Annotated in this window: 9 protein-coding genes; 2 read left to right on the plus strand and 7 right to left on the minus strand. The window is 70.1% G+C overall.

The window, feature by feature from the left end:
• Window positions 1-7 precede the first annotated feature (7 nt).
• The 4 genes from AC07SQ_RS06995 to AC07SQ_RS07010 form a co-directional block, all read right to left on the minus strand.
• Window positions 8-1,189, minus strand: a complete 1,182-nt coding sequence (locus tag AC07SQ_RS06995) for an acetyltransferase domain-containing protein (RefSeq protein WP_495271910.1) — start codon at window positions 1,187-1,189, stop codon at window positions 8-10.
• Window positions 1,190-1,265: 76 nt separating this feature from the next.
• Entirely contained in the window at window positions 1,266-2,543 is a 1,278-nt protein-coding gene (locus tag AC07SQ_RS07000; protein ID WP_062474318.1) for an AI-2E family transporter, read from the minus strand.
• On the minus strand, window positions 2,540-3,292 hold the full coding sequence (locus tag AC07SQ_RS07005) for a LytR/AlgR family response regulator transcription factor (protein ID WP_495271911.1): 753 nt from the start codon (window positions 3,290-3,292) through the stop codon (window positions 2,540-2,542). Before AC07SQ_RS07005 ends, AC07SQ_RS07000 begins: the two co-directional genes overlap by 4 nt.
• On the minus strand, window positions 3,289-4,362 hold the full coding sequence (locus AC07SQ_RS07010) for a sensor histidine kinase (RefSeq protein ID WP_495271918.1): 1,074 nt from the start codon (window positions 4,360-4,362) through the stop codon (window positions 3,289-3,291). The genes AC07SQ_RS07005 and AC07SQ_RS07010 overlap by 4 nt, the downstream gene beginning before the upstream one ends.
• Window positions 4,363-4,419: 57 nt before the next feature.
• Here AC07SQ_RS07010 and argH point away from each other — a divergent pair, with 57 nt between their 5' ends.
• Window positions 4,420-5,817 carry an argininosuccinate lyase gene (gene argH, locus AC07SQ_RS07015; RefSeq protein ID WP_495264291.1) on the plus strand — a complete coding sequence of 466 codons (1,398 nt, stop codon included), beginning with the start codon at window positions 4,420-4,422 and terminating at the stop codon, window positions 5,815-5,817.
• Window positions 5,818-5,850: 33 nt separating this feature from the next.
• Complete coding sequence (locus tag AC07SQ_RS07020; protein WP_495271912.1) at window positions 5,851-7,329, plus strand: rhomboid family intramembrane serine protease; 1,479 nt, start codon at window positions 5,851-5,853, stop codon at window positions 7,327-7,329.
• A 45-nt stretch (window positions 7,330-7,374) separates the two neighbouring features.
• On the opposite strand, the gene AC07SQ_RS07025 is transcribed toward AC07SQ_RS07020, so the two are convergent.
• The 3 genes from AC07SQ_RS07025 to AC07SQ_RS07035 form a co-directional block, all read right to left on the minus strand.
• Entirely contained in the window at window positions 7,375-8,721 is a 1,347-nt protein-coding gene (locus AC07SQ_RS07025) for an MFS family transporter (protein ID WP_159275605.1), read from the minus strand.
• 431 nt (window positions 8,722-9,152) lie between these two features.
• Window positions 9,153-9,773: a response regulator transcription factor gene (locus tag AC07SQ_RS07030; protein ID WP_056572153.1), complete on the minus strand. Its 621-nt coding sequence runs from the start codon at window positions 9,771-9,773 to the stop codon at window positions 9,153-9,155.
• Window positions 9,770-11,959: an ATP-binding protein gene (locus AC07SQ_RS07035; protein ID WP_495273494.1), complete on the minus strand. Its 2,190-nt coding sequence runs from the start codon at window positions 11,957-11,959 to the stop codon at window positions 9,770-9,772. Before AC07SQ_RS07035 ends, AC07SQ_RS07030 begins: the two co-directional genes overlap by 4 nt.
• Window positions 11,960-12,002 lie beyond the last annotated feature (43 nt).

Below are 12,002 nucleotides of genomic sequence, written 5' to 3' on the forward strand. Positions count from 1 at the left end.
CAGCCGCTCACAGGTACTTGAGCCACGCGATGTCGCGGCGCCGCGCCTTCAGGGCGGCGAAGGCGCGCACCGCCGGATACAGCGCGAAGGCCAGCACCCCGGTGACCAGCCACACCATCCAGACGGCGTCGAAGCCGAACAAGCGGCCCTGGTTGGGGCCCCAGACCGCCTCGGCCCCCAGGTAGAGGAACTTGAGCACGTACAGGTGCAGCACATAGAAGAACATGGGCGCCGCGCCGAACACGGCCAGCGGCGCGAGCCAGGCCGCGCCCTGCCGGCGCTCGAACAGGCGCAGCAGCCACAGCCCCGCGCCGAGCGTCAGCGCGATGAACAGCAGCGACGGCGGGTACTTGGTGATGTTCAGGAAGGCCATCACGGTCGTCAGCGCGCTGTCGCCCGCCACCCAGGGCTTGTCGCCATAGACATCGAGCGCACGCAGCCCCACGAAGCCAACGAGCAGGCCCGCAGCCCACGCGAGCAGCCGCCGCTGGCGCTGCGGTGCATCGGCGCCGGGCAGGAACCACGGCCCGGCGACGTAGCCCAGCGCGATCACGCCGATCCACGGCAGCAGCGGGTACGACGTGCGCAGCCTCAGGGCCTCGGACACCTCGATCCAGCCCCGGTCATGCAGCACGGCCCAGGGCACGTGCAGCACATGGCCGACGGGAAAGTGCACGCCGTCGAGCAGGTTGTGCCCCGCCACCAGCACCACACCCAACACGACCAGCGCCCGGCGCGGCAGCCACACCAGCGCCGACAACGCCAGCATCGACAGCCCGATCACCCAGATCACCTGCAGGAACACGGTGGCCGGCGGGAACTGGAAGGTCCAGGCAAAGTTGACGACCGTGACCTCCAGCAGCACGAGGAACAGGCCCCGTTTCCACAGGAACGAGGACGCCGCCGCGCGGCCGTCCGCCTGCTTCGCGCCGTAGAGAAAGGCCGACAGCCCGGTCAGGAACACGAACACCGGCGCGCACAGGTGCGCCAGCAGGCGGCCGAAGAACAGCGCCGGCGGCGTCTGCGCCACGAGCATCGGGTCGGGCACCTGGTGGTGCAGGTAGAAGGTCTCGCGCACGTGGTCCAGCAGCATGAACAGGATCACGAGGCCGCGCAGCGCGTCGATGGAGAGCAGCCGGGCCGGGGCGCCGGCCCCGGGTGGCAAGGAAGCGGATGGAACGTCGGGCATTTAATTATTGCGAATTAATTCGCAATAATTTACAGCATCGGACGATGCACCCTCCTGAAGGGTTTGAAGGGCCGGTTCATTCGCCCAGCAGTTCGCCGATCGGCTGCAGGTCTTCCACCCGGTCGCAGATCGACTTGATGACCATGGTGATCGGGATGCCCAGCAGCAGCCCCCAGATGCCCCACAGCCAGCCCCAGAAGATCACGCCCACGAACACCGCCACCGGGTTCATGCGGCTGGTGCGGCTGGTGAGCCAGGGCATCAGCAGGTTGCCCACCACCGTGTGGATGGCCAGCGAGACGCCGCCCACCAGCAGCGCCATCTCGATGCTGCTGAACTGCAGGAAGGCCATGAGCCCCGCCGCCACCAGCACGATCACCGAGCCGATGTAGGGAATGAGGTTGGTCACGGCCGCGATGATTCCCCACACGGCCGCGTTCTCCACGCCGAGCAGCCAGAACGCCAGGCCGGTGGTCAGCCCCACCAGCCCGCTCACCAAAATCTGCACCAGCAGGTAGCGCTCGATGTTGCGCGTGATGTCGTCCAGCACGTGCACCGTGACCTTCTTCTTCTGCAGGCTGGGCCCGGTGATCTTGATGAGCTTGCGCCGGAAGGTGTCGCCCGAGCACAGCGCGAAGTAGGTGAGGAAGGCCACCAGCGTGAGCTGCCCCAAGGCGTTGAGCAGGCCGACGGTGCCGCTGAGCAGGTAGTCGCGCACGTTGAAGCCCGGCCGCTCGATCACGACGCGCGCCACGCCCTTGCGCGAAGCGACGCGCGCGGAGTTTTCCTCGGCCGCTTTCTCCAGCTGCGCGGCGGCCTGCTGCACGCTGTCCAGCGGCGTGGCGCTGGCGTTCTTGTCGCGGCGCATGGCCTGGCCAAGCTTCTGCGCGGCGACCGGCAGCGAGTCGAGCAGCTGCGAGGCGCTGCCCGAGAGCGAGTAGCCGGTCCACCCGAGCCCGCCGAACAGGCCCAGCAGGATCGCCGCCGCGCCGATCCAGCGCGGCACGTACCAGCGGTGCAGGCGCTCGACCAGCGGCGACAGCGCGTAGTTCAGCAGCAGGCTCAGCATCAGCGGCACGAACACGGCCTGGCCCCAGCGCAGCGCGAAGACGCTGGCGAGCACGGCCAGCACCACGAGCGAGGCGCTGCGCACGTCGACCGGCATGTGCAGCACGAAGCGCCTGCGCAGGGCGGAGGTCGCCTCTTCGGCGGTCGCGCTCGGCTCGACCGGCGCTGCGGGCTCGACGGGGTCGACCGGCGGCGCCGGCACCGGTGCGGGCGCAGGCGGCGGCTCATCCGCAGCCACCGGCCGTTCAGGCGCCGGCTTCGGGCCGGCCGGGGTGTCGTCGGTCATCGCGATTCCTTCAGCATCTCGCGCACCGCGGCCAGCTGGCGGCGCGACACCGCCACGGGCTCGGGCACCGAATCGAGCCGCAGCGCCCAGCCATCGGCGTCCTCGCCGTCGTCGTAGCGCTCGAGCGCGCGGATGGCCGAGCGCGCCACCAGCGCATTGCGGTGCACGCGCAGGAAGCGGTTCGGGTAGCGCTCCTCGAAATCGTTGAGCGAGCCATCGAGGATGTGGCTGCGCGTGGCGGTGCGCACCGTGAGGTACTTGTATTCGGACTTGAGGTAGAGCACCTCGGACAGCGGCACGCGCTCGGCGCGGCCCCGGTCCTGGATCAGCACGCACTCGGGCGTGGCCTCGGGGGCCGGCTGCGCGGCGCGGCGCTCCTTCAGGAAGCGCTCGACCTTCTGCAGCGCCTGCTGCAGCCGCTCGGCGCGCACGGGCTTGGTGAGGTAGTCGACCGCCTCCAGCTCGAAGGCCGTGACCGCGTGGCTGGCGTGCGCGGTCACGAACACCACGGCCGGCGCGTCGGGCCGGCTGCGCAGCGCGCGCGCCACCTCGATGCCGTCGATGCCGGGCATGTGCACGTCGAGCAGCACGAGGTCGAGGTCCATCGCGGCCAGGTGGGCCAGCGCCTCTTCGCCCTGCGCGGCCTCGGCCGTCACCTCGGCGGCGGGCGAGGTGCAGTCGCGCAGCAGCGTGCGCAGGCGCGACCGGGCCAGGGCTTCGTCGTCAACGATCAGGGTCTTGAGGCTCATGATTCGGCGGGGATGGCAATGCGTACGCGGTAGTTCTTCTGGTCCATGCCGGCGCTGAACTGCATCTGCATGTCGTGCAGCAGGCGCAGCCGCTCGCGCACGTTGTCCAGGGCGATGCCGTGGCCGCGCGGCAGCGGCTCGTCGGCCCAGCGCAGCGGCGGCAGGCTGTTGACCACCTCGATCACGACCATGCCGCCACGCCGCTCGGTGCGGATGCGCAGCTTGCCGCCCTCGGGGCTGGGCTCCACGCCGTGCTTGATGGCGTTCTCGACCAGCGGCTGCAGCAGCAGGGGCGGCAGGCGCGCGTCGCTGGCGGCGGCATCGAGGTCCCAGCGGATGCGCAGGCGCTCGCCGAAGCGCACCTGCTCGATGGCCAGGTAGCGCTCGGCCAGCGCGATCTCGTCGGCCAGCGTGCCCGATTCGCCCGGCACGGTGAGCGCCTGGCGGAACAGCTCGGCCAGGTCTTCGAGCATGGTCTCGGCCTTGGCCGGCTCCTCGCGCACCAGCGCGATGGCGCTGTTGAGCGTGTTGAACAGGAAGTGCGGGCGGATGCGCGACTGCAGCTCTTCGAGCCGGGCCGTGGTGGCGGCCGGCGTCTGGCCGCGCGCGCGCAGCACCATCGCCGCCATCACCAGCCCCGCGAACAGGCCGCCGGCCAGCGCACTGGCCAGCCAGGGGGCGCTGGCGATCACGCCGGTCAGGCGCAGCAGGCCGCAGCCGTAGAGAGAGGCCACGGCGCCCAGCACGGCGCCCGCGGCGTACTGGCCCGGGGGCGGCAGGCGCCGCAATTGCTTCTTGAGCCCACAGGCCGCCACCAGCCACAGCAGCGTGGCGGGCAGCGCGCCGCCGGTGACCGTGGCCGCCTGCACCAGCCATTCGCCGAAGGAGCCGACCACGAACAGCGTGGCCACCGCCACCACCGCTTCGACGAACACCACGGTGCGCAGCACCACGCCGATCTGGCAGGCGTCGAACAGCGCCGGGCCGCCGCGCACGGGCGCGCGCGCACGTTCCGGGGACGAAGCGGACGTGGAGGGGGAGCTGGCCGATAAAATCGCCGGGTTGCGCATCGCAGACATCAGATCCATCGGGTGACCAACCCATTATTGCCTTCCTGGACGGCTCCCATGACCCAAAACCAACTCGACAAGAAATCCGAAGCCTGGTCGGCCCTGTTCTCCGAACCGATGAGCGACCTGGTGAAGCGCTACACCTCCAGCGTCTTCTTCGACAAGCGCCTGTGGCAGGCCGACATCGAGGGCTCGCTGGCGCACGCCGGCATGCTCGCGGCCCAGGGCATCATCAGCGTGACGGACCACGCCGCCATCGAGCGCGGCATGACGCAGATCCGCGGCGAGATCGAGGCCGGCAGCTTCGAATGGAAGCTCGACCTCGAAGACGTGCACCTGAACATCGAGGCCCGCCTGACCCAGCTCGTGGGCGACGCCGGCAAGCGCCTGCACACCGGCCGCAGCCGCAACGACCAGGTCGCCACCGACGTGCGCCTGTGGCTGCGCGGCGAAATCGACCTCATCGGCGACCTGCTGGTCGAGCTGCAGAAGGCGCTGGTGGACATCGCCGAGAAGAACGTCGAGGTGATCCTGCCCGGCTTCACCCACCTGCAGGTGGCCCAGCCCGTGAGCTTCGGCCACCACATGCTGGCCTACGTGGAAATGTTCAGCCGCGACGCCGAGCGCATGGGCGAGGTGCGCAAGCGCGTCAACCGCCTGCCGCTGGGCGCCGCCGCCCTGGCCGGCACCAGCTACCCGCTGGACCGCGAACTCGTGGCGCGCACCCTGAAGATGGACAGCGTCTGCCAGAACAGCCTGGACGCCGTGAGCGACCGCGACTTCGCGATCGAGTTCACCGCCGCCGCCAGCCTGTGCATGGTGCACGTGAGCCGCCTGAGCGAAGAACTCATCATCTGGATGAGCCAGAACTTCGGCTTCATCAACATCGCCGACCGCTTCACCACCGGCTCGTCGATCATGCCGCAGAAGAAGAACCCCGACGTGCCCGAGCTGGCGCGCGGCAAGACCGGCCGCGTGGTCGGCCACCTGATGGCGCTCATCACGCTCATGAAGGGCCAGCCGCTGGCCTACAACAAGGACAACCAGGAAGACAAGGAGCCGCTGTTCGACACCGTCGACACGCTCAAGGACACCCTGCGCATCTTTGCCGAGATGATCGGCGGCATCACCGTGAAGCCGCAGGCCATGGAGGCCGCCGCGCTGCGCGGCTACGCCACCGCTACCGACCTGGCCGACTACCTCGTGAAGAAGGGCCTGCCCTTCCGCGACGCGCACGAAACCGTGGCCCATGCCGTGAAGGCCGCCACCTCGCACCAGGTCGACCTGTCGGAGCTGCCGCTGGCCGTGCTGCAGCAGTTCAACCCGAACATCGAGAAGGACGTGTACGACGTGCTGAGCCTGCGCGGCTCGCTCAACGCCCGCAACGTGCTGGGCGGCACCGCGCCCGTGCAGGTCAAAGCGCAAGTCGCCCGCCACCGCGCCCGTCTCGGCTGAAGCCCGCGGCCGCACCACTGAGGGCCGCGCTTCATGTTCTACGCCATCCCGCTCGAAAACAAGCCGAGCTGGCGCAACCCGCCGTGGATGACGGTGCTGCTGATCCTCCTGAACATGCTCGTGTTCTGGGGGCCGCAGCGCATCGAAGAAAACGGCCGCGAGCGCGCCGCGCAGTTCTACGTGCAGAGCGTGTTGCCCGAACTGGAGCTGCCGCCCTTCGTCGAGTGGCTCGAAAAAACCGACCCCAAGCGCGGCAAGCTGGCGCGCCGCATGCTGGCGCATGAAGAGGCCTACCCGCAGCTGCTCGAAGGCCTGCAGAACGACCAGCCTTTCCTGAAGAAACTGCGCGCCGACCAGGTCGTGACGCCCGCGAATCCGCGCTTCGACGAATGGCAGCGCGACCGCCGCCAGTACGAGGCGATGCTGCCCGCGCCGTTCACCGCGCGCTGGTCGCAGGACTACGGCAAGGACGCCGAGTTCAAGCCCTGGACCTGGCTCACCGCCACTTTCCTGCACGGCAGCACGGGCCACCTGCTGGGCAACATGCTGTTCCTCTTTCTGTTCGGCTTCTCGGTCGAGCTGGCACTGGGGCGCGGCACCTACCTGAGCTTCTACCTGCTGGGCGGCGTGGGCTCCGCGCTGCTGGCCGGCTGGGCCTACGCGGGCAAGGGCGGCTACGGGCTGGGGGCCTCGGGCGCGATCTCGGCGCTGATGGGCATGTACGCCGTGATGTACCGGTTGCGGCGCATCCGCTTTTTCTACCAGCTGTTCTTCTATTTCAACTACGTCACGGCACCCGCCCTGCTGTTGCTGCCGGCCTGGATCGCCAACGAGCTGGTGCAGCACTGGATCGGCGGCCAGGGCATCGCCTACATGGCCCACCTGGGCGGCCTGCTGACGGGCGCGGCGCTGATGGCCGGCGCGATGTGGCTGGGCCGCGTGAAGACGCCCGAGACCGTGAAGTCGGAAATGGTGACCGACGACCACCGCTTCGAGCAGCACGTGGCCGCCGCGCGCAAGCTGTCGGCGGCCATGAAGTTCGAGCCCGCGTGCGTTGAATGGCGCGCCGCCGCCGCCTTGCGCCCCGGCGACACCGACACGCTGCGCGCCTGGTTCCACACCGCGCGCCTGCAGCCCGCGAGCGACGACTTCCACCAGGCCGCGCGCCGCATCTTCCGCCTGCCCGCCACCGACGCCGACACGCTGGCGCTGCAGCACGCCAGCTTCACGACCTACCTCGACCAAGCCAAACCGGGCGTGCGCCTGAAGCCCGACGACATGGCCCGGCTGGCGCGCCGCTTCGCGCGCATCCGCCAGTTCGGCGACGCCGACAAGCTCTGCCGCATCCTGCTGAAGACCGCGCCCGACCACCCCGAGCTGGCCGACACGCTCTCGGTGTGCGCCAACGGGCTGCTGCACGCGGGCGAACGCGATCGCGCCCTGGGCCTGCTGCCGCACCTGCTGCGGCTGGCGCCCAACGACATGGTCACGCGCGCGTTGCAGCGCACGTAAAAAACCCGGCACGCGGCCGGGTTCGTTGATGAAGCGCCGCAGCGCTTACTTGTCGTTGTGCAGGTACGTTGCCTGCTTCGGCAGCAGCAGGCTGACCAGGAAGGCCACGCCCATCATCGCCGTCACGTACCAGTAGAAATACGACTCGTGGCCGATCGACTTCAGGCCCAGCGCCACGTACTCGGCGCTGCCGCCGAAGATGGCGTTGCCCACCGCGTACGACAGGCCCACGCCCAGCGCGCGCACTTCGGGCGGGAACATCTCGGCCTTCACGATGCCGCTGATCGAGGTGTAGAAACTCACCACCGCCAGCGCCAGCGTGATCAGCACGCCGGCCATCAGCGGGCTGCTCACGCTTTGCAGGTTGCTCAGCACGGGCACCGTCATCAGCGCGCCCAGGGCGCCGAACAGCAGCATGTTGCTGCGACGGCCGATGCGGTCCGACAGCGCGCCGAACAGCGGCTGCATGCACATGTACAGGAAGAGGCAGGCCGTCATCACGTTGCTGGCGGTCTTGATCGACATGCCGGCCGAGTTCACCAGGTACTTCTGCATGTAGGTGGTGAAGGTGTAGAAGATCAGCGAGCCGCCGGCCGTGTAGCCCAGCACCACGAGGAAGGCGCGCTTGTGGTGCTTGAACAGCTCGGCCACGCTGCCGGCGCCCTTGGCGGCGCGGGTCTTGGTGCTGGCGGTCTCGGTCAGCGTGCGGCGCAGCATCAGCGCCACGACGGCGGCCAAGGCGCCCAGCACGAAGGGAATGCGCCAGCCCCAGGCCTTGAGCTCGGCCTCGGTGAGCAGCTGCTGCAGCACCACCACGGCCACCACGGCCAGCAGCTGGCCGCCGATCAGCGTGACGTACTGGAACGACGAGAAGAAGCCGCGCTGGCCGCGCATCGCCACTTCGCTCATGTAGGTGGCGGTGGTGCCGTATTCGCCGCCGACCGACAAGCCCTGCAGCAGGCGCGCGGCCAGCAGCAGCGCGGGCGCCCAGGCGCCGATCTGCGCGTAGGTGGGCAGGCAGGCAATGACCAGCGAGCCGACGCACATCATGACGACCGAGGTCACCATCGACGTCTTGCGGCCCTTGCGGTCGGCCAGCCGGCCGAACAGCCAGCCGCCGATCGGGCGCATCAGGAAGCCGGCGGCGAACACGCCGGCGGTGTTCAGCAGCTGGACCGTCGGGTCCGACTTGGGGAAGAACGAGGGCGCGAAGTAGATCGCGCAGAAGGCGTAGACGTAGAAGTCGAACCACTCCACCAGGTTGCCGGACGAGGCGGCAAAGATGGCGAAGATGCGCTTGCGCTTTTCCTCGAAGGTGTAGGGGGTGGTGTCGCGGGTCGCGTCCGGGATGGAAGCGCCGGCGCTCGTGCTGCTGCTGGCAATGGCGGTCATGCGGGGGGTCCTTGTCTCTGGCTGCAGCCCCCGCGAAGCCCGCGGAAAGCCGTGCCGGGGAGTCTGGTCCGCCGGGGGCGCGCTGTCGTCCGTAGGGCCCCCGCCGCGGGACTGCGTACCGGTACGCAGGGGTAAACCCTAAGTTCTAGCCAGAGGTTGGGGCGCCTTCAGGGCAACGCTCCCGCCGACGGGGCACCTTGCTCCGCGAATGTCCCCCGCCCTTCGGGCTCCTCCTTGATTTCGCTGCGCAAGGCACCCCATCGGCGTGAGCGTGTTCAGTGCAGTCGTTGATCGGGCCAGCACAACGACAGCGCCCAGCGTGCCCAGGCCACCGGGTGCTTCCCGCAGCGAAATCAAGGAGGAGGCCGCAGGCCGGGGGACATTCGCGGAGGGAAGTACCCGGTGGCCTGGGCACGCGCCCTGAACGGCCCCTACAACCCGTGCTCGCGCAGGAAGCGATCCAGCTCCAGGCTGCTCGAAAAGCCCAGCTTCGCGAACATGTGCGCCCGGTGCGTTTCCACCGTGCGCAGCTCCAGCGGCGCGAGTTCCTGCGCGATGCGCTTGTTGGGCAGGCCTTCGGCCACGAGCCGGGCGACCTGCATCTCGCGCGGCGTGAGCTTGGCCCACAGCGCCTGCGCGGCCTGCCGGGCCTGGCGGCGCACGGCGATCTCTTCGGCTTTCTGCAACGCCTTCGCGATGCTGTCGAGCAGGCGCTCGTCGTTGCAGGGCTTTTCCAGCCAGCCGAAGGCGCCGTTCTGCACCGCCTCGACCGCCATCGGGATGTCGCCGTGCCCGGACAGGAAGATCACGACCAACGGGCTGTCCTGCGCGCGCAGCGCGTCGAACACCTGCAGCCCGCTCATGCCCTCCATGCGCAGGTCGAGGATGGCGCAGCCGGGGCGCTGCAGGTCGGCGCCGGCCAGGAAGGCTTCGCCCGAGGCAAAGGCCTGCACCGCATGGCCGCGCGACAGCAGCAGCAAGCCCAGGGAGCGGCGCACGGCCTCGTCGTCGTCGACGACGCACAGGTGGTTGGCAAGCAGGGGTGCGTTCACGGGGAAGCCTCCAGTTCGAGGGTGAAGACCGTGCCGCCGCCGGGCCGGTCGGCAAAGGACAGCCGGCCGCGGTGGGCCTCCACGATGGTCCGGCAGATGTTCAGGCCCAGCCCGAGGCCGCCGGCCTTGGTGGTGAAGAACGGCGCGAAGACCTGCTCGGCCAGCGCGGCGTCGATGCCCGGGCCGTGGTCGGCGATGCGGATGTGCACGCGGCCTTCATGCAACTCGGCCTCGACCTCGACCACGCGCCGATCGGGCGGGGTGCCCTGCTGCATCGCCTGCAGGCTGTTCGACAGCAGGTTCAGCAGCACCTGTTCGAGCAGCACGCGGTCGCCGCGCACCGGCGGCAGCGCGGGCGGAATGCGCACCTCGGCGCGCACCTGCCGCTGGCGCATCTCGCCCTGCAGCAGCGCCAGCGCATTGGTCACCAGTGCGGCCACGGCGCAGTCCTCGGTGCCGGCGGTGCGCTGGCGCACGAAACCGCGGATGCGCCGCACGATCTCGGCGCTGCGCTTGGCCTGCGCCACGGTCTCGTCGAGGCTGCTGGCCAGCAGCGGCTGGTTGCCCTGCGCGGCGAAGGCCTTGGCGGCGCTGGCGAAGTTGCTCAGCGCCATCAGCGGCTGGTTGAGTTCGTGCGCCAGCGTGGAGGCCATCTCGCCCAGGCTGGCCAGGCGCTGCGCATGCTGCAGCTGCTCGTCGTTCTGGCGCTGGCGCAGCTCGGCGCGCTTTTGCTCGGTGATGTCGACCACCGAGCTCATCCAGCCGCTGTGGCGGCCGTCGGCGTCGATGAGCCGCGCGGTGTAGACCATGGTGATGACCTCGTGCCCGTCGTGGTGCCGCAGGCGCGACTCGAAGCCCGAGCGCGCGGGCTGCCCGCTCATCATGGCCTCGTAGTGGAACCAGTGCTGCGTCACGTCGTCGGGGTGCCAGTAGGGGTACGGCGGCAGCCGCCCCAGCAGCTCGTCGGCGCCGTAGCCGGTCATCTCGCAGAAGGCCGGGTTGACGTAGATGATGCGGCCCTGCAGGTCGCGCGCGCGCATGCCGACCAGCAGCGAGTCTTCCATCGCTTTGCGGAAGGCATGGGCCTGGTCCAGCTCGTGGGTGCGCTCCCGCACGCGCAGCTCGAGGTCGCGCCGCGCGTCGCGCTGCTCGGCGAAGCGGCGCTCGCGCAGCCGCCAGTACAGCGCCCCCAGCAGCAGCACGCCGGCGCCCAGCAGGCCGAGCATCCAGGTGCGCTCGCGCGCGCGGGTGACTTCGGCGTGGTCGGCCATCACCGTCAGGGTCCAGCCCAGGTCGGGCAGCGGCTCGTCCACGGCGAGAAAACGGCGCGCCTTGCCGCCGACCGTGGTGCGCACCAGGTAGCCCGGCGCGCCTTCGATGTGCTCGACGCGCCACGGCAGCGGCGCGAAGCGGGTGCGCGCGCCGTACTGCTGGTCGTGCTCGATGCCGGCCAGGTCGGCGGGGCTCAGCGCCCGCGTGGCCTGGTACATCCAGCCCGGCACCGAGCTCAGGAACACGATGCCGCGCGCGTCGGTCAGCAGGATCGGGTCGCGCACGAAGGCCCAGGCGTCGTGCAGCTGGCGCAGGCTGACCTTGACGGTGACCACGCCCAGCACCTCGCCGCCGCCCTCGGCGCGCACCGGCGCCGACATGAACAGCCCCGGCTCGCCCGTGGTCTGGCCCACGCCGTAGAACAGGCCGCGCCGCCCGGCCCGCGCATCGAGAAAGTACGGCCGGTTGGCATACGACTCGCCCACGAAGCTCTGCGGCGTGGCCCAGTTGCTCGCGGCCAGCGTGAGGCCCTGCGGGTCGGTGAGGTACAGCGCGTCGGAGCCCGCGAGGCGGTTCACTTCCTCGATGTGGTGGTTGGCGCGCTGCCGCGCGGCGGGGTCCTGCGGGTGGGCCAGCACGGCCAGCACGTCGGGGTGCATGCCGGCGGTGAACGGCAGGTAGCCGTACTTGCCGGCGGCGTCGCGCAGGCCGAGCACGTGCACTTCCATGGCGCGGCGGATCGAGTCGGCCTGGAAGTTCGCCTCGCGCCGCGCGGCCCACTGGCCGGCCACGGCGATCAGCAGCAGCGCCAGCGCGACGGCAGCCGCCCAGGCCACCAGCGCGCGGCGGCGGGAGCGCGTCGGCGATGGAGATGAAGGAGCAGGAAGGGACGGTTCGGGCGTGAGGGGCGGCATGGGAGGCGGGTCCGCAGGTCCGGCCGGCGCGGCGTGCGGAATT

This window comes from Variovorax sp. GW821-FHT06D12, from assembly GCF_059419205.1.